At 53.8% G+C, this 24,416-nt stretch carries 15 protein-coding genes and 9 pseudogenes; 10 read left to right on the top strand and 14 right to left on the bottom strand.

The annotated features are described in order from the left end of the window. Positions 1-108: 108 nt before the first annotated feature. Positions 109-312, bottom strand: a pseudogene (locus V3W40_RS19460) (hypothetical protein); the annotation flags it as partial. Between the two features lie 167 nt (positions 313-479). Further along, positions 480-1,226, bottom strand: a complete 747-nt coding sequence (locus V3W40_RS19455) for a LysR family transcriptional regulator (protein WP_330215516.1) — start codon at positions 1,224-1,226, stop codon at positions 480-482. 749 nt (positions 1,227-1,975) lie between these two features. Between V3W40_RS19455 and V3W40_RS19450 the strand changes: the two genes are divergently transcribed. Both V3W40_RS19450 and V3W40_RS19445 read left to right on the top strand, forming a co-directional pair. Beyond that, a complete protein-coding gene (locus V3W40_RS19450) occupies positions 1,976-2,947 on the top strand; it encodes a helix-turn-helix domain-containing protein (RefSeq protein ID WP_330215515.1) in 972 nt (323 codons plus the stop codon). A 934-nt stretch (positions 2,948-3,881) separates the two neighbouring features. Further along, positions 3,882-5,543, top strand: a complete 1,662-nt coding sequence (locus V3W40_RS19445) for a methyl-accepting chemotaxis protein (RefSeq protein WP_330208726.1) — start codon at positions 3,882-3,884, stop codon at positions 5,541-5,543. A gap of 608 nt (positions 5,544-6,151) precedes the next feature. Here the strand turns inward: V3W40_RS19445 and V3W40_RS19440 are convergent. From V3W40_RS19440 to V3W40_RS19420, 4 genes are all read right to left on the bottom strand, one after another. Beyond that, positions 6,152-6,337 (bottom strand): hypothetical protein, encoded by a 186-nt coding sequence (locus tag V3W40_RS19440; protein WP_330215570.1) that lies wholly within the window; start codon positions 6,335-6,337, stop codon positions 6,152-6,154. A 543-nt stretch (positions 6,338-6,880) separates the two neighbouring features. Beyond that, complete coding sequence (locus V3W40_RS19430) at positions 6,881-7,786, bottom strand: LysR substrate-binding domain-containing protein (protein ID WP_330208747.1); 906 nt, start codon at positions 7,784-7,786, stop codon at positions 6,881-6,883. Positions 7,787-8,515: 729 nt separating this feature from the next. Beyond that, a complete protein-coding gene (locus V3W40_RS19425) occupies positions 8,516-9,448 on the bottom strand; it encodes a DMT family transporter (protein WP_330215514.1) in 933 nt (310 codons plus the stop codon). Between the two features lie 379 nt (positions 9,449-9,827). Continuing rightward, the gene (locus V3W40_RS19420) at positions 9,828-10,976 is read right to left on the bottom strand and encodes an aromatic ring-hydroxylating oxygenase subunit alpha (RefSeq protein WP_330208724.1); all 1,149 of its coding nucleotides are present in this window, start codon (positions 10,974-10,976) and stop codon (positions 9,828-9,830) included. Positions 10,977-11,532: 556 nt separating this feature from the next. Here V3W40_RS19420 and V3W40_RS19415 point away from each other — a divergent pair. From V3W40_RS19415 to V3W40_RS19405, 3 genes and pseudogenes are all read left to right on the top strand, one after another. After that, positions 11,533-12,435 (top strand): annotated as a pseudogene (locus V3W40_RS19415) (transposase); the annotation flags it as partial. A 529-nt stretch (positions 12,436-12,964) separates the two neighbouring features. Further along, complete coding sequence (locus V3W40_RS19410) at positions 12,965-14,023, top strand: aromatic ring-hydroxylating dioxygenase subunit alpha (RefSeq protein ID WP_330208723.1); 1,059 nt, start codon at positions 12,965-12,967, stop codon at positions 14,021-14,023. An 89-nt stretch (positions 14,024-14,112) separates the two neighbouring features. After that, positions 14,113-15,063 (top strand): PDR/VanB family oxidoreductase, encoded by a 951-nt coding sequence (locus V3W40_RS19405; protein WP_330208722.1) that lies wholly within the window; start codon positions 14,113-14,115, stop codon positions 15,061-15,063. Between the two features lie 9 nt (positions 15,064-15,072). Here the strand turns inward: V3W40_RS19405 and V3W40_RS19400 are convergent, their stop codons facing one another. From V3W40_RS19400 to V3W40_RS19390, 3 genes and pseudogenes are all read right to left on the bottom strand, one after another. Continuing rightward, positions 15,073-15,789 (bottom strand): GntR family transcriptional regulator, encoded by a 717-nt coding sequence (locus V3W40_RS19400; RefSeq protein ID WP_330208721.1) that lies wholly within the window; start codon positions 15,787-15,789, stop codon positions 15,073-15,075. Between the two features lie 85 nt (positions 15,790-15,874). Further along, positions 15,875-17,074: pseudogene (locus tag V3W40_RS19395) on the bottom strand (OprD family porin). A 94-nt stretch (positions 17,075-17,168) separates the two neighbouring features. Beyond that, positions 17,169-18,320 (bottom strand): annotated as a pseudogene (locus tag V3W40_RS19390) (MFS transporter); the annotation flags it as partial. 61 nt (positions 18,321-18,381) lie between these two features. Here V3W40_RS19390 and V3W40_RS19385 point away from each other — a divergent pair. The 4 genes and pseudogenes from V3W40_RS19385 to V3W40_RS19370 all read left to right on the top strand — a co-directional run. Continuing rightward, positions 18,382-19,322, top strand: a pseudogene (locus V3W40_RS19385) (IS3 family transposase); the annotation flags it as partial. Between the two features lie 247 nt (positions 19,323-19,569). Further along, positions 19,570-20,319: an SDR family NAD(P)-dependent oxidoreductase gene (locus V3W40_RS19380; RefSeq protein ID WP_330215513.1), complete on the top strand. Its 750-nt coding sequence runs from the start codon at positions 19,570-19,572 to the stop codon at positions 20,317-20,319. Between the two features lie 4 nt (positions 20,320-20,323). Then, complete coding sequence (locus tag V3W40_RS19375; protein ID WP_330208719.1) at positions 20,324-21,352, top strand: AraC family transcriptional regulator; 1,029 nt, start codon at positions 20,324-20,326, stop codon at positions 21,350-21,352. A 308-nt stretch (positions 21,353-21,660) separates the two neighbouring features. Further along, positions 21,661-21,893 (top strand): annotated as a pseudogene (locus V3W40_RS19370) (GNAT family N-acetyltransferase); the annotation flags it as partial. Positions 21,894-22,078: 185 nt separating this feature from the next. Here V3W40_RS19370 and V3W40_RS19365 read toward each other — a convergent pair. After that, positions 22,079-22,426, bottom strand: a complete 348-nt coding sequence (locus V3W40_RS19365) for a GFA family protein (RefSeq protein WP_330208718.1) — start codon at positions 22,424-22,426, stop codon at positions 22,079-22,081. Between the two features lie 2 nt (positions 22,427-22,428). Next, positions 22,429-22,677, bottom strand: coding sequence for an LOG family protein (locus V3W40_RS19360; protein ID WP_330208746.1), 249 nt, complete (start codon positions 22,675-22,677; stop codon positions 22,429-22,431). 76 nt (positions 22,678-22,753) lie between these two features. Here V3W40_RS19360 and V3W40_RS19355 point away from each other — a divergent pair. After that, positions 22,754-22,951, top strand: a pseudogene (locus tag V3W40_RS19355) (transposase); the annotation flags it as partial. A gap of 116 nt (positions 22,952-23,067) precedes the next feature. On the opposite strand, the pseudogene V3W40_RS19350 reads toward V3W40_RS19355, so the two are convergent. From V3W40_RS19350 to V3W40_RS34785, 3 genes and pseudogenes are all read right to left on the bottom strand, one after another. Next, a pseudogene (locus V3W40_RS19350) lies at positions 23,068-23,549 on the bottom strand (GNAT family N-acetyltransferase). 101 nt (positions 23,550-23,650) lie between these two features. Then, positions 23,651-24,013 (bottom strand): annotated as a pseudogene (locus V3W40_RS19345) (IS66 family transposase); the annotation flags it as partial. Positions 24,014-24,046: 33 nt separating this feature from the next. Beyond that, positions 24,047-24,280 carry a DUF7673 family protein gene (locus tag V3W40_RS34785; RefSeq protein ID WP_442962854.1) on the bottom strand — a complete coding sequence of 78 codons (234 nt, stop codon included), beginning with the start codon at positions 24,278-24,280 and terminating at the stop codon, positions 24,047-24,049. Positions 24,281-24,416 lie beyond the last annotated feature (136 nt).

Genomic DNA, 24,416 nt, shown 5'->3' with positions numbered 1-24,416 from the left:
TCAAACTATCGCTATCGCTGGCTTGCCAGTGACGGCGTCATCAATAATACCGAAAGACTGCCTAGTGGCCACTTTAGCGCCTGCGGGACACCTTCGTGAACTGATAGGTGGGATGAATACATCGACCGTCGGCCATTCTTCCGGTTCGGTCGTGAGCCACACCGGGGTACGGCGCAGCGGCCAGGCGGTTTGCACGTAGCCGAAGATCAATACAATCAGGGCATAGAATTCGGCGGCGATCAGGCCGTAGCCGAAGAACATGTCGAGCCAGGTTTCAAAACCCAGTGTCGAGGTGAGTCGCCAGAACATATAGCCAACGACGTCAAGCCTTAAAGTTCAGCTTGCCACAATCAGCCACTGCAGAATATCTCTAACCAGAAATGTCTCGTGATAATTGGACCTCACAATGTAACCTCGGTGGGGCCTGTCCACTGATGGCCCTAGAGCGATCAACTTACCCGCCTTGATCTGCTCTTCGATCAGCCAATACCCTGACCATCCTGCGCAGCGGTAAGCAGCAACGGATAGTTATTGAAGCAAAAAACTGGCGCTTCCTCTGGTGGAGTGATCTTCGCGTGCAGGCACCAGTGATGCCAATCCAGCCACCGGGAGTCAGCGCTGTCCATATGAAGCAGTGGTAGATCCTCGATAGTACTTATTTTCGTACCTTCCATTAGCCCCAGTTTTTCAGCCAGATCTGGACTGCATACGGGGAATACCGTCTCATGGATCAATAGCTTTTCAAATCGAAAGTTACCGTCGAGAGACCCAAACTGAATGGCGATATCGGCATCTTGAAGCATCGGATCATCGTCAAGGTTTACTGGGCGAATTTTGAATTGGATCTGGGGAAACTGGCCCTGGAGCGCAGGCACTTTCGGCATAAGCCAGAAATAGCAGAACCCAAAATTTGCGGCGATCGAGATAGCAGGTTTCTGCTCGTTGAAATGGCGGCGTATGCGCTTAACCGCTACCTTTATTTCACTCACCGGGGATGCCAGGCCTGAATAGATTTGCTGGCCTTCATAGGTGGGTCGCAACAGCTTGCCGTTGCGCTCGAAGAGTACACACCCAAGCGACTCCTCCAAGGTGCGAATCCGCTGAGAAATCGCCGGTTGAGTAGTGCCCAATTCAACGGCTGCGGCCGTCATCGAACCCAAGCGGACTGTGGCCTCAAAGGCGACCAAAGATTTAAGTGGCGGGAGGTCCCGTTCGCTCAGGTCCATAAGGATTCTGCATACCTCTAATAAGGGGATTGCGGATGGCTATCCCCTGAGCAAATAATGATACTCCGGACATGCTATCTGGAGGTTCTTATGGTATAGGTCACTTTTGAAATCAAGCAACATCCGGCATCCGTGATCGCGCAGCTGCCAGGGGAAACCATTGTGCTCGCGCCTCTGTGGTTGCGGGAGCGCTGCCAGGACGCCGTCAGTCTAGATATCCACAATTCAGCAAAGACTGTTCACCCGCGCAACCCTCCCAAAGACAATCACACTGGTGAAGCAGAGGCACGCGATGTCCCTGCAGACGCCCGCGCTATGCGATGAATGCTGAGTTTGAATTGATAGCGTCGCTATCAGACCACCCAATTTCCTGCCCTCACTCTTGCGTAGGTCGGAAAGCGGGCTCGTTAGACGCAGAGCCAGAAATGAAATGGCCGCGCTCCTTCTGATTCCGCCAAGGGAATATGAGAGACATAGGTCAAGTTCATATGGCTTCCGGCCAATAGCGACCGAGAAGGCTGTTTAAAAATGTGAGCGGCATGGTAAGGGGCCTATGATCTTGTACTCATACCGGCCTAACCAGGTTGGGCTCTCGATCAGCCCAAGATATGAAAGGTGGACTGAAATGAGTCTTGTTACGTTATAAGCCGAAAGTAGCGCTATTGAAAAGTAGTGGGAAGACAAAAAAAGGAATTTGGCTGCGGGAACCTCCAAGGATATTACAACTATGAAGAAAGGTTAATCCGGGAATGTTTTTTTTTACCGAACATACGATGCGGCACGTAGATGATGCGACTTCGCACTACCATCAATATGGCAATTTTATGTCAGTAATTCCCGGGCCAGAACGTAAGTTCAGTTTCTCTAAACGAGCCTGCTTCTTGGGAACGTCTTTCGTCAGCCTATCGGTTAGCCAGTCCGGTTGGGGGTACGAAACATCTAATGAGATGGATGGCTTTTTAATTACAACTCCGCATATTGGAGATTTTGAATGGCGTACCTCCAATGGCAGGTATCGATTAGAGAAAGGTGGTATCGCTCTCATCGATCAGCTAGACGTTAAACGCGCCGCCCATTCTGAAGGGACAAAATATACAACCGTTTATATTTCAAACATAGACATGTTTCGTTATTTGACCATGCTTTTAGGAAAGCCGCCTAAGACAAGAATATATTTTACTAAAAATTTTATCGGCGTAGATCAGGCAAAATTTATTCATAGCCTGATAGAAACCATTTTCCTCCTTTCAAGCAATCAACTCGCGCCGTCGTCGGAAGTAGGAACCAGCTTGAAGGAAAGCTTAGTAGGGTTTATAATTCTAAACGTCCCCAATAATTACAGTAAGGTACTGCATGATGCTAGTTATTCAATGACTCCCACGCCGCATTCGATTAAGATTGCAGTTCAATTTATGCAAGATAGCATCGATCCTCACCTGACCGTAGGTCAGGTTGCTGTTCACGCAGGAGTAAGTGTGAGGTCGCTCCAAGCTGGATTTAAAAGATTTAAAAACACTACACCTATTACATATCTTAGGGAGATAAGACTTCAAAAAGCCAAAAATTTACTAATGGAAAGCAGCGCGAAATCACCAAAAGAAGTTGCCGGGATATGCGGATTTACTAACTACCAGTTATTTTGCAAATATTATTCTGCAACTTTCTTTGAACACCCCTCTACGACAGCAGTAAAGTGCCGGAAGATCATAGTTCCACAGTAGCATCCATCGCTTACGTGTACCTATCTGGTGCGCGCAAGAGTTAGGTTCCGAGATCGTACCTTCCGATAACAGCAGCAAGGATTACGCCAATGACAACCGCTCGATGAAGAAGCGGATTTACGCCAACAATCCGGGCGATTTACACGAAAAATCCGGACCAATGCGACCCGCCACGGACTATATGACATCATAACTGTACCCTGCGAACGACATGCACGTGTAAAAGAGACGATACCGTAGATAGCAGCCCGAAACGTATACGACCTGTCTAGACAAAGGTCGTCTACTTCGGCAACTCTTGATCCCATCACTAGGGCAAGCCGGGCCACTTGAGTAGCGTAAGGTGAGAAAGCGCATTGCCATGCTGGTTGGATAGGTGATATGCATGGAATAGCCATTTTTGGATAGCAAGCGGGTCTCGTCAAAAAATTCTCAGAAGTTTTGGTCGTACCAAGTATCGTACTGCTGCCTGGCGATATAGCGACTGCGGCCATGAAAGAAACGTAGTTCGCTCTCTCAAATGTGCGTCTTGTGCCTGACTGGCCGCATATTAGGTGGATGCATGACGGTGCTGGACGCTACGTGGCTCGTTGCTTAGCAACAGATGCGGCTCGCTCCTTTTTAGTTACCTTAGACTTAAACCTTAACCATGTGGCTGAGATCAGAAGGAGCTATTTCCTTCTGGCTATAGTGATAAAACGAAACGTGAGCCATAGATTTTCGTGATTTCACCACCAAGATTTGCCCTAACACCTAACACCTAACACCTAACACCTAACACCTAACACCTAACACCTAACACCTAACACCTAACCCCAAGTCGCCGGCTGCCAAAACCTCATTCCCGTCCTGAGCTAAAGTTTTGGTAGATAGAGCCGATTACTATAAACGGATCCTAATATTGCTCAGACAAACATTAAAGGGTGATGATCACATGCGGCTGAATCTGAAAGCGAAAATACTTATACTTGCTATGGTCCCCGTGTTGATGTTCGCGCTGATCATCAGCGCGAACACCGTCGTTATGCTGCAGGAGCAGGGCAAGCGCGAAGTGGAGGAAACCCGGCAGCGTCTCCTCGCCGAGGCCAGAGCGACGCTACAAAATTACGTTTCTGTTGCGCTTGGCACCATAAAGCCGCTGTATGACGCATCTGCACAGAATGACATGGAAGCCCGAGCGCAGGCGATTAAGATGCTCTCGCAAGTCAACTACGCTAAGGATGGCTATTTCTTCGGTTACGATTCCCAAGCGGTGCGGCTATTCAAAGGCAACAGCCCGGACGGGGTCGGCAAGAGCTTCAAGGATGTCCCAGACGTTTCTGCGCTCGTCGAGGCTGGAAAAGCGGGTACGCATTATCTGGAATATCTCACTACGATGCCTGGCTTGACTGAAGTGTCTCCCAGACTCGGTTACACCGAATACTTGCCCAAGTGGGATATGACGTTCGGTTCTTCAATCAATCTGGATAATATCGATGTCCAAGTGCTACAGCTGCAGAAGGATGTCGGCCAGCGCCAGCAGCAAATGCTCTTTACTATCGTAGGCATTACTCTGCTGGTATTGGTGGTCATCGCGGCGGCGGCTTTATGGACCGTCGCCGGCATCCTGCGCCCATTACTGCAGATGAAGGACAATCTCGATAACATCGCCGCCGGTGAGGGAGATCTCACCCAGCGTTTGGCTGTGACGTCTCAGGACGAGCTCGGCGAACTCGGCAGCTCGTTCAACCGGTTTGTCGATAAGATTCACGGGCTGGTCCGGCAGATCACGGAGATGACAGCACAGTTGACGGGGCTTGTCGGGGAGGTAACGGATCAGACGCAGCGCTCGGAGCAGGCCATGGAGCGTCAGCGTCACGAGACCGACCAGGTCGCCACCGCAATCAATCAGATGTTGGCTGCCGCGCAGGAAGTCGCCAAAAGCGCGCAGGGCGCTTCGGTAGCCGCGCAGCAAACCGATGCCGAAGGGCAGGCTGCCAAACGAGTGGTTGATGGCAGCATCCAGCAGATTCATGCCTTGGTGAACGACATCCGCCACAGTGGCGCCTCGCTGGACAGCTTGCAGACCGACGTGTCATCAATCGTTAGCGTGCTCGGCGTCATTCGATCCATCGCGGATCAGACCAACCTGCTGGCACTCAACGCCGCCATTGAGGCAGCTCGCGCGGGTGAGGCCGGCCGGGGCTTCGCGGTGGTGGCCGATGAAGTGCGAGCGCTGGCCAGCCGTACCCAACAAAGTACTCAGGAAATCCAGGGCATGATCGATCGCTTGCAGCAGGGCACTCTAGGTGCAGTGCAGGCGATGCGGCGTTCCAGCGAAGCAGGTGACGGGACTTCTGTACGGGCCAATGAAGCCGGCGCCTCGCTTGATGCTATCAGCCAGTTGATTGGAACGATCAATACCATGAACGCACAGATTGCCAGTGCCGCTGAAGAACAGACGGCCGTGGCCGAGGAGATCAACCGCAGCGTTCACCAGATCGCCGTCGCGGTTGAAAGCGTAGCTGATGAAACCCGCCTCAGCGCTTCTACGTCTCGCGACCTCACAGCGCTGAACAATCGTCTCGGCCAATTGCTAAGGCAATTCAGAATTTAAGGCCGAAGGCGGCTCTATGCTTCTTGTATTTGCAGTGCCACGCTATAGCTTTGATCTGCGACTTAGCGCTAAGTCATAATCGAAATTTCGATCCATGTATGGGCCAGCAGCTTCGAGCTCTGTGCAAAGGTATGTTTCCACGCGCATAGCTTGCAGATTTGGACATAACCAGGGTGGGGCTGGCCTGTATCTGTCCGGCGATTCATCTAGCCCGCCCTAAAAAGCTATGGTTTCCGTCCAGCATTTGGGCGAGTCGACGAAACAGGGGGCTGGTCTTCTCGCGAATGATTGTAGTAGCCCTCTATACCTGCTTCAAGCTCATCGAGACTGTTGAGTTTTTTAGGTAAAAGAGCTCGGATTTCAACGTGCCAAAAAAGCTTTCCATAGCGGCATTGTCATCGCAATTTCCTTTGCCGGACGTGCTTGACTTCACCGTACGCCCGTTCAGCACGCGGCGGTAGAAAGGCTCAGGCACTGCATCTCTTGTCGGAATGCAGATTGGTTTAACGCACGGCCGCAGCCTCTCAAAAGCTTGCCGTAGCATCGGACCAACCATGTCGAAAGAGGACGCCTGGCGGTCTTGAGCGCGTTTTTTCGCCGTTATAGAGTCAAGGATCCTCGAGAGATAATGCTTTTGCCCCCCAGACCCCAAACTCCGTTACATCGGTTACCCATTCCGGGTTCGGTCGTTTGGCATCGAACTTCCATTCAATAGGTTTGGCGTTAACAGTCTTGTGGTTCGCGAGGTGGTCAGCTCGCCGAAGGGCAGCAGTACGGCGATAATCGATTTGCACCTGAGGCTCCATAATTGAGCCTATCGGGCAACGCCATCACGGCGGGTCTATATTCCAAAAGCCGATGGCAGGCAAAGTCCTGTGCATCGCCTCTCTGGAGGACAAGATCGTATAGCAGGCAGTCGCTACCATTCTGAATGCGATCTCTGAAGGGCACTTCCGGGATTCTCGTGCGGGTTTCGGTGGGTATGCAGCGAGCATGATGCGCTGGATGCGTTGATGGTCGCGCTGAAGGGCCAGATGGTGAACTGGATTGGATATTGGATGCTGATATCACGTCATTCTCTGAAGGCAGAGGGACGGGCTTCAGTGGTCGCGATATGAATGCGTTGCCGACCTCTATATACCACGGCCCATAACCGCTCATTCCTACCCAGCAGAACGCCTCGCGTCACGTACTGATGCACCGGCCATTGGGGTGATCCCACATGTACTGATCTGTGCGGGGCGGGGGCAGCTAACTTCCATCCCTACCGCAGCCAGTGATTCGCACAATGACGCACCATGCTGCGCAGGCGCGGCATTCCTCGACAATCGTCAGTTTCAAATAAGCGAGTGGAGGCACCAGTCAATAAACCCGCGTATATTAGGATGGCTAGGAGCACCAGCTGGCCATAGGATATAGTAGCCAAGTTCTGATTCGATCGCCGAGTCTGGAAGTGGGTTAATAAGCGTCCCATTCGCTATCTCTCGATTCACGAGATGATCCCAGCCCAACGCAATGCCGTGCCCCTGTGCTGCGGCTTCGATCACTAGCGGATAACTGTTGACGGTTAGCCCCTTGGTGCCAATGGCCGTGTTCACGCCATTCCGGTCGAGCCACTGCCTCCAGCTCATCCAGTTCCAGTGCTCATCCTCGAGTTCGATGAGCTTGTGTTGTGAGAGGTCGCTGGTCTTTAGAAGTTCGGGATTGTTCTTAAAATATTTCGGACTGCAAACCGGAAAGATGCGCTCAGGAAAGAGTTTCTCCGCATGAAATCCGTGCCACATGCCGTTGCCAAAAATGATCGCCGCATCGACATCGTTCGTCAAACAGATCTTCTCGACATCCGAAATCATCAAGCGCGGCGTGATTTGCGGGAAGGCGGCGGTTAACTCCGGGAGCTTCGGCATTAGAAGCATATTGCCAATAGCTTGGTCGCATCCTATTGTCAGGATGCTTCCATCTGCTTTCGCCCGCAGATCGGTGGTCGCGCTGGCGAGGTTTGCGAGCGTTGTCGCGACCACATGCTGGAAGGTGCGCCCTTGTGGGGTAAGGCTCACCGAACGATTGTCTCTGATGAATAGCTGCACCCCCAAGTAGTTCTCGAGGGATCGGATCTGCTGACTGATTGCGGCCTGCGTGAGATGCAGCTCAAGCCCAGCCTTCGTGAAACTTAGGTTCCGAGCAGACGCTTCGAACGCGATCAACGGATCCAGCGGAGGAAGCTTTTGTCGATAATTTTTCATATTGCCCAAGTAATGGCTGTTGGTCAGGCTGGAAGCATTAAATTATATTGTCCGAAAGAGATGTTTACATCAACCGAAACCTCTCGAGCCTGATTATCTCGAACAGCAGAAATATTGAGCAGCGGCTCAAAAACGAACAGCGTCAGATGAGAAATTATCGCGATACCGAAGAGGGCGTTCGCAGCTACAGAGGAGCCGATTATCACGTATTTAAAGATATTGAATGTATATGGCGAAGTGGCGTCAATTCGAAGCTTTCCACTCGTAACTGCATTGGCAGATATTCCAGTGCTGGAGTTCTCAGCGGGGGCGCCTATTACCATGCGCGAACACGGCACAATAAAGCGGCAATACTGATTGGGGAATATCCCCGGCTGACCGGATCATTATTTGATCTCGACTCTCAGAGAGCAGAAAGGGCGAGGCGGGCCGCGACCACCTCGACCTTGAACAGCGAGCATTGTGATGGCGGTGGCAGATCTCACGCACAATTCTTGGCAGAACGACACATTATCCTTGCTCCCTACACCCAAGTTCGTAAGCTTCCATTGCCTTTCGTGCGGCGAAATCGTAAGGCCATACGGGTACACCACTCCATGCCCCTCAGGAGCCACTCGCGTACACAAGCCTTGGTCGTCTTAAAGTACGTGATGCGGCAGTGGCCATTGCTTCCCGAAGAGCCTGCGTGAACGTTTTCACGTACTGACGCACGAAATCAAACGATGTCTCTCAATGTTTTTTTATACCGCGATCATCCGCCAACTGCGGGGGCATCGGCGAGACGACCGCCATCAGGCCGGCTACAACGACCAAGAAGGTTCCTGCTTGCATCAGGACACCATAAGGTTCGTCTGCAAACAATGCTGCGGAAACGGCACCAACGGCCACCTCTATCATCATATAAATCCCGAGCCGTGTGGGCTCCAAGAAGCGCGCAGCCCACAGAAATCCGGTGAGCGCGACCGCCCACCACCCGATCCCGATGATGATGATGATAGCCATAATACCGGTGCCGTAGTCGATTGAAGGCCTGGCCTCCAGGCTCGGGCCCTCCATCACACAAGCCAAAAATACGGCAGACAAAAGCGCGCCGACGCTGAAGATGAAGTTGCTGCTATAAGAGTCAAGACGTGAGTGCGTGTACATGCCGGTGCTTGCGATCGACCACAGAATGCCACCAGCGAGACCAAGCCAGTCGCCGATTTCGCGCGGCAACAGGATGTCGGTGTTGCCACCCTGAAGAACCAATAATATTCCGGCCATACCGATAGCGATGGCCGCGTAACGTGCCAGAGAGGTCTCCTGTTTGAACCATAAACGTGCGATCAGAATGCTCCAGACCGGCGTCAAATAGTACAGAACCACTACCACCGCGACATTTCCATACAACAGGCCCGCTGAATACAGTGTGAACGACGCTCCGCCGAGACCGGTAGATAGGAGCGCATAACGGTTGGATGAGTAAAGGGATGTCCGGTAGTGCCAAGCGGCGGGCGCCAGAACCATGCAGGCTACAATCACCACGTACACGGTGCCCCAGACACCAGCATTAATGGATGCTTCCACATAGCGGGCCGGTATCCAGTATACGCCCCACATGACAGGAACTAGGAGCGCGACCGAGTGTGCTGTAATCAACTTTCGCGTGGACACTGCACTCATTTGATACTCTCCATGGACCTCATTGTAACTATAAAAGTGCCTAAAACCCTGCATTCGTTAGTCAGTTCGCCTGCCCTGGCACCCCCTTCCGAACTGAATCACTACAGCTCCGACGAGCACGTATTTCTCAGAGTTATAAAGAAAGATGAAATGCCCCCTTGGGAATATGCAGCCAGATTCTCAAGCAAAAAATAATGCTATTCGTAAGGGGCGGTTCCAACAGCAGGAGTAGTCAAGTCAAACGGTCAGCTCTTCCTCTGCTACCAGTAGAGAAGAATTCAAGTTAATTACTGCTGGTCTAGGTCGGCATAGGATTGCGCATACAGCGAGCAAAATGGACAAAACCCATTACATACCCACGCCCGCTGTATCGGTCTAATTATTCGACTCCAATTTTAAGTCCGAGAGCATTGACAACTAGGCTCTGGAAGTGGTGTACGGGCGCTTCGGTGACCTGGACACGATCACCTCCAACGACGAAGCGCCCTTGATTGTATCCAATGGATTTCAGCCCTCTCTGCACATTCTCGCAAATAGGGATATCTTCCGCGTACTGCAGCGTATCGCGCTGGAACTTGATAGTGCCTTCCAACTCCTCGCTGACGGTTCCGTTTTTCGTAAACCAGTCGTGGCGCTCATAGGATGTCGTTGGAGTGAGCGGATCGACACGCATTACCGAGAGTTGTTCTTCGCCCGGATAAACCCAGATCGTGAGATTGGGCCACAGGAACCACCCACCGTAACCGTCAATGTCGTTCCCGCTCACCTGATAGGCTGCGCTGTCACGAGTTGTCCGAGTGGAACAGTGACTGGTAAATATTCCGTTGGAATAGGGGTTGTAGGCTTCGTCGCCGAAATCGACCAGTACCGAAAAGTCTTTGTGCGCGACAGCGCAGTGGTAGCATTCTTGGAAATTCTCTACCAAAATCTTCCAGTTCGCCTGCGGCTGGAATTCTTGGCAGTCGGCATACACGAGATCGTCGGCGTTCGGCACGTAGCTGCGAATTTCCTTTTCCAACTCTGGAGCTTGTTCACGCAACGGTACTGCTTGGCCATCCAAGTTTACAAAGACCATGCCGCAGAATTCTTCCAGCGCAACTTCTTTCAGCGAGAACTCGCTTTTATCGAAGTCTTTAATGGATCCCGTTTCCCGTGCCGCGCGCAGGGTACCATCAAGGTCATACGTCCAGGCGTGGTAGGGACAGACAATCATTTGCGCCTTACCACATCCTTTGAGCAATTCGTGTCCGCGGTGTTGACACACATTGTGGAATGCCCGAATTTTTTCATCTCTGCCCTTTACTATGATCACATTCTGATCATGGACTAACTCGGTGACATAGTCGCCCGGCTTAGCCACGCGGCTTCTGTGGCAGACATAGACCCAGTTCTTGTAGAAAATTGCTGATTTTTCCTGTTCAAATATGTCTTGGTCGTAGAAATAGCGTGCCGGCAGAGTGTGCGACTTGCTCGGATCTTCAACAAAGGGTTTATCCTGATCTTTTTTATGAAACTTGTTTGCAGACATGACCTATCCTCTCAATTAATTTCGGCTGTTACGGCTTCGATGGGCCTACGGTCGTTGATGCACATGATGTGTAACGCTAGATACGTTGAGTAGTAAGCCTTTGGTGGCCTGTTGCGTCGCACAAAACAATATTGCCTACGCGCCGCGCCGCCTACAAACAATGTTATTCAGGGCAGACGGATAAGCGTTCGTTATGTCAAGCCACTGAGTTTTTGATTCCATACTGTCATGGAGGCGCAATGTGCTACACGTGGAGACTACGTCCCGCTGGGCACTGCAAGCCAGGATGACATGCTGCTAAGTTACCGTGTCGTCTCGTATCAGCCAGGCTTGAGCACTCTGCTCAAAGCCGCCAGTTCAGATGGGACATGCTGCGGGATTATTCATCGGTCAGATGGACTTGATCGCTGTCCCGGGAGCGCATGCTTCTTGCCAACTTTGCGCTGGGCCTCACGTTGGCAGTCTCGGCCTGGAACTGATGCTCGATAGCGTGCCGCTCAGCCGCACGCTGCTCGATCTTCGCCAGAGTCTTTGACATTGGCGCTTAATGATTAGGTTCGAAGGTGTTGGTCCTGCTGCACCTGGTCGTCCGGCCTAGCACCCAGCGATCTTGCTGAAGATCTATATCTACGGCTATCTGACTCGGATTCAGTCCAGCCGCCTTGAGCGTGAGGCCCAGCGCAATATCGAGTTGATGTGACTGACTGAGAGACTGGCTCCGGACTTCAAACCGTCGCCGACTTTCGCAAGAACAACGGCAACGCCATGCGCAGTGTCTGCCCGCAATTCGAGTTCTTTGCCTCAACCCAATCTCTTATTCCAGTCGATCATCGCCATCGGCGGCAGCAAATTCAAAACCGTCAATAATAATGGCCGCAACTTCATCGACGGTAAAGTGAAGGCCCGGATGCGGCAGATCGAACAGAGTATTGATTGATATCTGGCGGCGATGGATTCGGCGGATCGGGCAATGCCCGAAGTGGTGGAATCCTGACATCTGGTTGAAAAGTGGAAGGCCGATTTGGCAAGCAGGACTTCATCTACATCGTTGCGTCAGGCGAATATCGGTGCCCTGCGGGGAAGTTGCTGACCAGGCGCCATTCAACGGTGGAAAATGGGGTGCTATTGCATTGTTATTGGTACTCGGGCTGCCAGTCCTGCATGTACAAGCAACGTACGACAGGTAAGGGGCGTCTGGGAAGCGCTGAGAATGAAGCGGTAGTCGATGCGATGCAGGCAACATTGGAGCATGACCCAGGGAAAATGAAGGTTCGCCGCCAGACTGTTGAGCATCCTTTTAAAACGCTCAAATACTGGATGGGGAGCCCTAACTCCCTGACCAAAACCCTACCGAGGGTGAAGTGTCGAGATGAGCCTTGATGTGCTCCCCTACTATTATATCAAACGAATGATGAGCATCTTCGGCATCTCAGGACCGCTTGAAGCGATCAGAGCGTGAATCACGTTGAGTGGTTGTTTGGGGCGCTGACGCGGCTCAAGCAGCATTACGAACGCCGGTAGCTGACGACGGCAATTTGCGGTTCAACCTGCGTAACTCTTAGTTTTCTACATCTCGGTGCGTTTTCACACAACCTGGACCTATTGCTGCCGTTTATGGCAGGCAACTATTGGTGTCCTTTGCCGGACGTGAATCGGACTCGACAAAGACATTCGTCCATATCCCCAGCTTTGAGATCACCGTGGCCTCATCTACATCCACCTGGATGTATCGCAGCGTGTCATGAGTCCATACAACAGCGAATCGGATAAAGAGCCGGACTTCATCGAGGTTCCTTCGTTGTTGACGTGCAGATGCTGGGCGGATAAAGCGTGGTAGCGGCTTCGCTTCATAGTATCAGCGTGGGTTTAAAACGCCGTGAAGGACGTCAATGGATCCATTAATGTTTAATAAAACCAATGATATTGACTTTTGCAGCCTAATTTCTATATAATGGATCCATAAAAATAAACATGGCCTGGAGATCCTCATGTATCCTAAGAACACTTGGTATGTCGCTTGTACCCCCGACGAGATCGCTGAGAAGCCCTTGGGGCGGCAAATATGCGGTGAGAAAATCGTTTTTTATCGCGGCCATGAAGGGCGCATTGCCGCCGTCGAGGATTTTTGCCCGCATCGTGGGGCCCCCCTATCGCTTGGGTATGTCGAGAACGGCAATCTGGTCTGCGGCTACCACGGCTTGGTGATGGGCGGTGATGGCAAGACCGTCGAAATGCCGGGTCAGCGGGTAAGGGGCTTTCCGTGCAACAAGACGTACGCTGTTGAGGAGCGTTACGGTTTTATCTGGGTCTGGCCCGGGGAGCAGGATAAGGCTGACCCCGCGCTGATCCATCATCTGGAGTGGGCAGTCAGCGATGAGTGGGCCTATGGCGGCGGGCTGTTCCATATCGGCTGTGACTATCGCCTGATGATCGATAACCTGATGGACCTCACCCACGAAACCTACGTGCACTCCTCGAGCATTGGCCAGAAAGAGATCGATGAAGCACCACCGGTCACCACCGCTGAAGGGGACGAAGTGGTCACCGCGCGGCACATGGAAAACATCATGGCACCGCCGTTTTGGCGCATGGCCCTACGCGGAAATAACCTGGCCGACGACGTGCCGGTGGACCGTTGGCAGGTCTGCCGCTTTTGCCCGCCCAGTCACGTATTGATCGAAGTGGGGGTTGCCCACGCCGGCAAGGGCGGCTACCACGCCGAGCCGCAATACAAAGCCGCGAGCATCGTGGTCGACTTCATTACACCGGAAACCGACACCTCGATCTGGTACTTCTGGGGTATGGCCCGTAACTTCAATCCGCATGACGAAGCGCTGACCGAGAGCATCCGTGAGGGCCAGGGAAAGATTTTCAGCGAAGACCTGGAGATGCTTGAGCAACAGCAGAAAAACCTGCTGGCTAACCCTGAGCGCAACTTGCTCAAGCTCAATATCGATGCCGGTGGCGTGCAGTCCAGGAAAGTACTGGAACGCATCATTGCCCGTGAGCGGCCCCCGGCGGTCGAGCTGATCACCTCGGTCAAATAGCGACGGCGAGCGCCCTCGAACATACCCCCCCGTCCACTCCCAATCCCATTTTTCGCGGCCACTGCGGTGGCCGGTCTTGAAGGTGCGACATGATTGAAGTCGTCGTGACATCCCGCAACAACGAAGCGTTGGATATTTGCAGCTACGAGCTGGCCTGTGCCCAGGGGGGGGAGCTGCCTGGCTTCAGTGCCGGCGCCCACATCGACGTGCACTTGCCTGGTGGGCTGATCCGTCAGTACTCACTGTGCAATCACCCGCAAGAGCGCCATCGCTACCAGATCGGCGTGCTCAAGGACGTGGCCTCGCGTGGTGGTTCTCAGTGCATGCATGAGCAGATCAGCAGCGGCGATCGGCTGTACATTAGCGAGCCGCGCAACCTGTTCCCGCTGGTGGATAACGCGCGGCGCAGCCTGTTGTTCGCTGGCGGTATCGGCATTACTCCGATTCTCTGCATGGCTGAGCAACTGGCCGACAGCGGCGCCGATTTCGAACTGCATTACTGCGCGCGCGCCAGTGACCGTGCGGCTTTTGTCGAGCGACTCAAGGGGGCACCCTTTGCCGACCGCGTGCACCTGCATTTTGATGAAGACGCCGTTTCGCGCCTGGATGCCGCCAAGGTTCTTGCCGGTCCTGCGCCGGACTTGCACCTGTATGTCTGTGGCCCTTCAGGGTTCATGCAGCATGTACTCGACAGCGCCAAAATCCAGGGCTGGAGTGACGCGCAATTACACCGTGAATATTTCGCCGCAGCGCCGGTGGATACCAGTACCGATGGCTCGTTCCAGGTGAAGGTTGCTAGTAGCGGTCACGTGTTCGACATTCCGGCCGACAAGACGGTGGTCCAGGTGCTGGAAAGCCACGGTGTCGAGATCGCGATTTCCTGTGAGCAGGGTATTTGTGGAACTTGTCTGACCCGTGTCCTGGAAGGGGTGCCTGAACACCGCGATCTGTTTCTCACCGACGAGGAGCAAGCTGCCAATGATCAGTTCACACCCTGCTGTTCGAGGTCCAAATCGGCGTTGTTGGTGCTGGACCTCTGAACCACACCATCATTCGCCGCGCGCGATCACTTTCATCCGTTCGCTGCTGCTGCCGTTCGCACCGAACACCTCGGCGTAACGCAGTGTCGCATTGGCATGTTCGCGCATGATGGCTTCGGCGCGAGCACCCTGGCGGCTGACTAACGCGTCGAACACCGAGTGGTGTTGCATGTGGGCGAAGTTGAAGCGCCGGTATTCGCGCGCCATGTCTTGGCGATCGAAAGCCAGCGCTGATACTGACGCGAAGGGGCGATGATCATTGCGCGCCAGGGCTTCGGCGATGGCCGGGTTGGCGCTGCTTTCGAGGATCACCTGGTGAAAGCGCATGTTGAGGTCATGAAACGCCTCAAGGTCTTCCTCTGTCACGTAGCCTTTGTCGAACAGTGCATCGCCCTGCACCAGGCATTCGCGCAGTGCCACCCGCGCTTGCTCGCTCAATCCACGCTCGGCACTCTGCCGTGCGGCCAGCCCCTCCAGCACCCCACGCACTTCCACGGCACCGGCAATATCGTCGGCACTCACCGAGCGCACCTGATAGCCCCGACCGCCGTGGCGTACCAGCAAGCCTTCCTGTTCGAGGGTGAGGAAAGCCATGCGCACCGGCATGCGTGAGACGCCAAACCGATCCGCCGTCGGGATTTCCATCAACCGCTCGCCCGCCGCCAGTTCGCCCGAGGCAATCATTTTGCGCAGTGCCACTAGCACCATCTGACCGGGTTTACTCATGCAGGCAACTTCCAGGAAAAGGATTCGCCATAGTAACGCAAGGAGGGGAGGGCTGCAGGAGCGACAGGCGCCCCTGCCGGGAGGATCAGAGTGACAGCGGGTAGCTGATGATGATTCGGGTCTGATCGAAGTCGCTGTTGAAGCTGCGACGGTTGGTGGCGTTGTTGACGCGCACGCTGAGGTTTTTCAGTGAACCGCTTTGCAGGGTGTAGCTGACTTCAGTATCGCGCTCCCACTCCTTGCCATCTGTACCCGCCTTGGTGGTGGCGTTCTCGCCATGACCGTAGCGGGTCATCAGGAGCAGGCCGGGGATGCCTGCGGCAGCGAAATCGTAATCATAACGAGCCTGCCAGGAGCGTTCGTCGGCGTTGCTGAAGTTGCCGCTGAACATTTCGTTGCCCAGGGTTCATCCGCTACTGCCATACACCGACATCCAGCCGGTGTCGCCGCTGACCTTCTGCAGGCCCAGATACAGGGTATGGCCGCCCAGCCTGGCCGAGAGCAACCCGTAGGCCATGTGGCTTTGCACATTGCCGATTCGTGCGCTGCCGTCTTCCTTGTCGATGAAATACCGCAGGTTGGCGCCAAGGGTCCAGTCAGCGAACTGCTGTTTATGCAGTAGGTTCAGGTAGCTTTGCTGATAGATGTCTTCGAACTGTGAGTGCCAGGCGCCGATCAGGGTTTGTTGTCCATTGAAGCGATATTCGGCACCCATGTAGTTGAAACCGCCCGACATCACGGTGGGAGCCGTCCAGGCGGAGAGGTCCTGCATGTTCGAGGGGTTGCGCAAGCTCACGTCGGTGTATTGACCTGCTTGCAGGTTCCACCCCAGAAGCTCTCGGGACACCAACATGGCGCCCTGGTAGGTCTGCAGAAGCAGGCGGCCGTCATCGTAGCGCAGCAACGGGATGTCCGGCATGAGCTCACCGACCATCAGTTCAGTGGCAGATAAGCGCATTTTTGCGGCCACGCCAACGCGCCCGTCTTGATGCCACGGCAGCAGTTCCGAGCCGCTGCGTTGCGGGCCGCTGTCCAGCTTGACGCCAAGCATCGCGATGCCGTCGAGACCAAAGCCAATTACGCCTGGGGTATAGCCGGAATTGAATTTGAGGATAGCGCCCTGAGCCCATTCCTCTATCTTACTCTTGCTGGCGCCCGGATCGTTGAAGTCATGATTGAAGTAATAATTGCGCAGGACCAGGCTGGTCTTGGAATCCTCGAAAAAACCACCGCTCTCAGCATGCGCATAAGGGTGAAGGGCGATAACGATTGCACCCCCGAGCAAGGCCCGGCGGGAGCAGGAAACAAGTCATTATTATTGTATTTCTGAAATATGTAGCCAGTAGCAAGGGCGGCCCCTCGTTACTCTTCGGATCGCGTCAAGCCTGGCCGAGTTGGGCCTCAAGTTGCTGTTTGGCTTCAGGCCACAATAGCAGCACGGCGGCGGCGGAAACCAGGGCAAACCACCCCATACGGGTGCTGTGGCTACCAGCCGCTATCGAGCAACAGACCGGCCACGGTCGGCGAAAGAATCGCGCCGATGTGCCCGATACCTATCCCCCAGCCGACGCCTGGTGTTCGTACCGAGGCGTCATAGACAATCGGCGACAGCGCGTACAAGCCCGCCACGCAGCCATTGGAAACAGCCCGATCAATAGACCCAGCCCGAGGGCCATCGATACCGATGAAGCCGAGTCGACGAACAGGACCAGCAAGCCTGCCGTAACCAGCATGAACAGCGACAGCACGCGGTGCAGTCGCCAGCGCGAGGCCATGGCGCCGATCAGGGCTGCGCCGAAAATACGCCGACGCTCAGCAACACACCGCCGCTGATCCCTTACTGTGCCGATAGCCCCGCCGACACCAGCAGCTTCGGCGTCCAGCTCATCACGAAGTAGAAGCCGAACATCACCAGGAAGAACAGCAGCCAGATCAGCAAGGTCGTACGCCGTGACGCCGGTGAGAGCAACTGCGCCAGGCACCCGCGGCCTGAAGTCGGCGCCGAGGGGGCGACTGGCAGCTCGCGCAGTGGCGGCTGACCGAGGCGAACGGCGTGCCAAGGCGTTGTTTGGGCAACGGGCAATGAGAAAATCCAGCGATTCAGGCAAGCACATCAACACGAGTGGAATCACTGCCAGGGTCACGGCGCCGCCGAGTATGAATACCGCACGCCGGCCAAAGTGCGCCAACAGCCACACTGACAGCAGGACACCGAGGGTCGTATCCAAGGCATAACCGGTGGATTGCAGGCTGAGCGCCAACCCACGCCAGCGTTTGTTGGCGTATTCACTGGCAATCACGTTGCTGCTGGCCAGGATGCCCAACGATTCCCAAGCCGGTCAGCCCACGCAGCAGTGCCAGTTGCAACGGACACTGGCTCAGTGCTGACAACAGCAGGCAAAACAGAATTAAGGGTCGACGACCAAAGCGATCCGCCCACGGTACAATAAACAGAGAACCTGCGGCCATGCCGAACACCCTTAACAACAGCCCGATCTGCGCGCCGTTCAGGCCCATTCGGCAGACACTGTAGTGGTCTAATGAAACCGGACACCCATTTGGGCAAGAATACTCGCCAGATAGAGATGTCTGATGACCAAACAACGCCGTACCTTTTCCGCTGAATTCAAACGCGAGGCCGCAGGCCTCGTGCTCGATCAAGGCTATAGTCATATCGAAGTCAGCCGTTCGCTTGGGGTTGTCGAATCCGCGCTACGTCGCTGGGTCAACCAGCTTCAGCAAGAGCGCAATGGCGTCACGTCTCAGAGCAAAGCCCTGACGCCCGAGCAGCAGAAAATCCAGGAGTTGGAAGCTCGGATCGCTCGTCCTGAGCGGGAGAAATCCATTTTTAAAAAGGCTACCGCGCTCTTGATGTCGGAAGAATACGAGCGCATGCGCTGATTGATCAACTGAGTGCTCGTGAGTCGGTAGAATTGTTGTGCGAAGCCTTTGAAGTGCCGCGTTCGTGCTACTACAACTATCGCCTCAGACGCCGAACTCCGGACGTTGAGCGGGTTCGATTACGCATTCGAGTCAACGAGCTGTTCACGCAAAGTCGAAGCGCTGCCGGCAGGCGCAGTATCGTGTCGATCATGCAGGCAGATGGCGAGCAGGTCGGCCGTTTCAAAGTACGCAGTCTGATGCGGGCATTGGGTTTGATCAGTAATCAGCCGGGCTCGCATTTCTATAAAAAGGCAACGGTGGAGCGACCTGATATTCAGAATATTCTGAATCAAAAGTTCGATGTGCCCGCGCCCAATCAAGTCTGGTGTGGCGACATCACTTCATCTGGGCACAAGGGAAATGGCATTACCTGGCCGTGGTCATGAATCTCTTCGCGCGCCGGGTGGTGGGCTGGGCGTTGTCGAACAAACCGGATTCGGACTTGGTGATCAAGGCGCTCGACATGGCCTATGAGCAGCGCGGCAAGCCGCAAGGCATGCTGTTTCACTCGGATCAGGGCCCAGTACAGCAGCTCCGATTGGCGCAGCTTTTTGAAAGCGAACAACCTGCTTGCGAGTATTAGCCGTAGAGATACCAACGTGCTTCGGCCTCGATGTCCACCTTGTATGAAACGCTTCATGGGCGATCTTTTCGATGCAGTCCTCAGAAATCATATCAAGTGTTTCCGAAGGCGTTTTTACACACTCTGGGCCAAAAGCGGACGCTTAAGCTTAAATTGGCGTAGTCTGCTAGTAGCATGGCGTATTACGCATATTGTCGGCACCGGAGGCTGTGTAGATTGGAGTGATTCTTCTCATTAATCCCAAGGAATCAGAAATGCTCAATCAAGTCGCTCTTATTACCGGCGGTGCCACCGGCATCGGCAAAGCGGTTGCCCTGAAACTAGCTGCTCAAGGCACTAGCGTGATTATCAGTGGGCGCCGCCAGGAAGCAGGTGATATTGCGGTCGCTGAGATTGTCGCAGCTGTTCAGGGCGGCGCCCAAGTGCGCTTTGTTCGCAACGATGTGTCTGACGAAAAGGCAGTTGAAACCATGATTTCAGACATCGTGGCCGAGTTCGGACGCTTGGACATGGCAGTCAACAACGCTGGGGTATTCAATGAATACTCTTCACTAGATCAGTCCAGCAGCAAGAACTTTCGCGACATGGTCGATATCAATGTGATGGGGCTGTATTTCTGCATGAAGTCCGAAATTGCCCAGATGCTTACGCAGGGCGGCGGTTCTATCGTCAACCTCGCGTCCATCGCAGGATTGAATGGCATACCGTGGGGCGGCGCTTACGCGGCGACTAAACATGCTGTGGTTGGTCTGACTAAGTCGTCTGCTTTGGATCACGCCGCTCAAGGCATTCGCATCAATGCAGTCGCACCCGGTGCGATCCGTACGGACATCATCGCGGAGCAATTAAACAGCAACCTGGCCGAACTGGAAGCCATGCACCCGATGCAGCGAGTCGGCAATCCGGCAGAAGTGGCCAATGCCATCTGCTGGCTACTGGCCAATGAGTCGAGTTACGTAACCGGCCATATACTGAATGTGGATGGCGGCTTCCAGGCGAAGTGATCTGATGAAGAAGACTGTGCCGGATAAAATCAGGATTCCCGAAGCGCTCTGGACTGGCTTGAAAGGCGTCGGAATTAGCCGCGCAGATGTGGTTCGTACGACACAACTGCCGATTACCGCCATCCGCGATGGAGCACCGATTTCAACGGCGCAGTTCTGTGGTCTCTGGAGTTCATTAGTGGACATCAGCAATGACCCAGCCATTGGCTTGCGCATCGCCACCTTGCAGGAGGGTAGCGCGATGCCACCTTCATTTCTCGCGGCCTATTATGCACGGGACTTCCGCGATGCTTTGCAGCGCGTGGCGCGCTTCAAACGTTTGTGTGTACCGGAGGAGGTGCTACTTCAGGAACACGGCTTGCACTGCGAAATTGTGGTAAATTGGCTGCACGCCGAAGAGCGAGAAGTGCCCCCTGCATTGATCGACGCCACGCTAGCCTCGCTGTTCGAGTTGGGTAAGCGAGGTACTGCACAAGGGTTAACTGCTGTGGCAGTCGATCTGATGTGCTCGGAAAGCTCGCGCGTACTTTACGAAAGCTATTACGGCTGCAAAGTGCGCTTCGCTGCCAAGCGCAACTGCCTTACGCTGCGGCGCTCCGATCTTAACAAATCCTTTGTGAGTTACAACGCCGAGTTGCTTGATATTCTGCTTCCTGAGCTAGATCGACGCCTGCAACAACAGGCGCTCAGTGCAAGTCTAACGGAGCCGATCAGATGGGTACTGCGTAGGCGACTGGCGGCTGGTCGACCCGATGTCCGCTCGATCGCCACTGAGCTGGCCATGAGTGAGCGCTCATTGCAGCGTAAGCTGAACGACGAAGGTCTGACGTTCCAACGCTTACTCGGCGATACACGTCACCAACTAGCGCTTGAGTATCTGACCGATCCAACGCTGAGCCTTATGGAAGTGGCTTACATGTTGGGTTATGAGGATCAGAACTCGTTTTTTCGTGCCTTCCGCCAATGGGAAGACAGCACGCCAACGTGCTGGCGTGAAAGCAATCAGAAGATAATTAAAGGGCAAAAGTATTGATCTTCAGTGACATGGGCATGGTGGAAAGAGCTGTATTGCGAGAGAGTCTTACCGCGCCTGACGTTAGGCATTAACCACGATGAGGCGCTCGCCCTTTGATTTTTATCATCCCAAATTAGGACAGCTATTGCAGGCCGATCCAATGTAAGCACTCCATAAACTTCCATCTAGCGTAAGCGTCCGGCCAACACGCCTTCCAATTTTCAGACCCTCAGAGGATGGCAAGAAGGTCATGACTATCCACCAATCTGGCAGGTGAGGCAGGTATTATTCAGCGACCAAGATGATCAAGCAGGGATGTGAGTTTCATGGCCGTAAAAATTAGACGGGCTGAGAGCAGCTGTGTTGAAAAGATCGCCCCCCTTTTCGATGCGTATAGAGGGTTCTACGGACAACCCTCCAACCTTCCAGAGTCACGTGACTTTCTTGCCGAACGCCTAAGCCACAATGAGTCGACGATTTTTATGCTCAAGACGAATTTGGCGAGGCGCTAGGGTTTGTGCAGTTGTACCCTATGTTTTCCTCAGTCTCCGGTAAGCGTCCAGGTAATACATCTTGTCGCAACGTTGTTGACAGTCAGAGTGGGGCTCACGCTGATATTTCCACGATTACTGGTGGATTTCAGTTTCAGCAAGGTCATTTACGGATGACAGTATAAAGCTCCGCTTCCCCAAGGGTAATTGCCGCTTCATTCTCCTGGCTAATACTTCATCGTAGAGCGGATAATCACGACCGATTTTTCCCTGCCACTTGCCGCACTGGCAACGTTGCCAAGTCGAGACCGTCCAGACAATAGGCGTTGACGCTGTACAGATTAGAGTCTATGCGCCGTCTGTTGAAGGTATAGATCCCGCACTTTGAGCAAAAATAGTGCTCTGCCTTTCCCGTATTCCACTGGTACAGGCTCAGATACTTCTGGCCCCGGAGGATCTTAAGGGCGGCGTAGCTGACAGTAGCCATCAGCGCGTTCTTTTTGCGGCAAAGTGTGCAGTCGCAAGCAATCAGTTCGTTGATCTCAGCTTCGATGCGGAATTGCACTGCGCCGCAATGGCAACTGCCCTGATAGCGAGTCATCTTTATCCTCCTGAATGTCTCATGACATCCCTACAATTATTCGGTAAGCCTCTGCCCAAGCGACTGTGATGATTCGCCTTCACGAAGGCTTCCTCGACCATCTTGTCCAGGAACGAAATAAGCCCATTGTAGAAGCCTTCGACGTTGAGTAGTGCGCAGAGTTTGCGGTGACAACCGAGCTGCGCCGTAAGCGGTAGTGACCTGCCAGCCTCGTTCCGCCAACTGATTGAATGACTGATCGCACACTTCAAGGCATTGGACAAAGAGGTTGAGGAGCTAGAGGTGCAAATCAAAGTTTGGCATCCGGCTAACGAGACCAGCCGCTAGTTAGAAAGAATACCGGGTAGCGGCCCGCTGACCGCCAGCGCGCTGGTTGCCTCCGTAGGCGACGCGAAAAACTTTAGCAACGGGCGTCAGTTGGCCGCGTGGTTAGGTCTTGTGCCTCGGCAGCACTCCAGTGGTGGAAGGCCAACGTTGCTAGGCATGAGCAAGCGCGGCGATGCCCATCTGCGAACGTTGATGATTCGTATGCGTCCCGGGAACACGCCTTCCAAAAATTTTCAGGGGTAGTAGTCGCTTGAAACAAGTGTGCTCAGCGTTGATGTACTGGTTAGCCTATGACCAGTCACATTGGCAACCTCTCAAATACTCTTTGCCATTTGTTCTAATTCCTCCCCAGCCAAACGGTAGCGAATCCATTCTGGTTGCGCTTTAGCACCGATTAACTCGTAGAACTTTATCGCAGGCGTATTCCAATCCAAGACGCTCCACTCCAGACGTCCGCATCCTTTTTCCACGGCCAAGCTAGCCAGATGCTTTAGCAGAGCTTTACCTGCCCCCAAACCCCTATGCTGGTTAGAGACGTAGAGGTCTTCTAAATAAATGCATTGGCGTCCTATCCAAGTGGAATAGCTGAGAAAGTACAGCGCGAATCCCACCGGTTCGTCACCCTGCATGCATACCAAGGCCTTTGCTGGGGGGGCTCATTGCTAAGGTCACGTTCGATGTCTGCGACGCTAGCCTTCACCTCATGCTCAGCATTCTCGTACCGAGCAAGCTCGGTGATGAAGCGCAAAATCAGTTTTGAATCGCTAGCAGTGGCAGGCCGAATATGTAGACTCATGAAAAATCCTTTTGAAGGAGTAATATGCGTTAATTAGTTTCGATGCGGTGAGCTTTGAAGGTATAGTGAATTGGTTTTTCAAGGTTCAAGCAAGCTTCCACTTAGTACAGCAACAACTGGTCGATTTCACTGGACTTTTGCGTCGGCAACCGCGTCAGCACATTCTTGAGATACTTATACGGATCATGCCTGCTCATACGTGCCGACTGGATCAAACTCATGATCGCCGCTGCTCGTTTGCCGCTGCGTAGCGACCCTGCGAAGAGCCAGTTCTTGCGACCCAATGCCCATGGTCGGATCTGGTTCTCGCACCAATTATTGTCAATGGGTACGGCCCCGTCATCTAGGTAGCGTGACAGCGCTGCCCAGCGTTTCAGGCTGTAATCCAGTGCTCTGCTGATAGCCGAACCTTCGGGCACGAGATCACGCTGGACGGTCATCCAAGCATGCAGCATATCCGTAACCGTCCGGGCAACACACCTTCCTGATCCCAACGCTTAAGGCGATGGTGTCCACCTAAATTTGGCACTGGTGCCCGCGCATCCAAATTGTTGGGGAAACACCTTATTATCGTTTAGCCAGATAAATAGCTGGGCGCATGCGCTGATAATCTCTGGATCCAGCTCCCACACGTCGATCACGGCGGAGCGCACATCTCTCCCTGCGTTCCTCAAGGTGAATAAAAAACTAGCCACCATGCGGCCTTGCTTGGTGTCGACCTGAGCGGCCATCAGCAGTTTTTTTCAAATGCCCGTTGAGTTTCGGAATCGAGTGTAAGTGACGCGTCGTAATTTCCTTTTTACTTGGCTCATGGATTTACGCAGAGCCGTTACGTGGAGGTGGGCCTTCCAGCAGACCGCCTTCCGA

The organism is Pseudomonas sp. AM8 (assembly GCF_036346475.1).
Lineage (GTDB): Bacteria > Pseudomonadota > Gammaproteobacteria > Pseudomonadales > Pseudomonadaceae > Aquipseudomonas > Aquipseudomonas marginalis.
The sequence above is the reverse complement of the archived record's forward strand: the minus strand, read 5'-3'. Positions and strand labels throughout refer to the sequence as shown.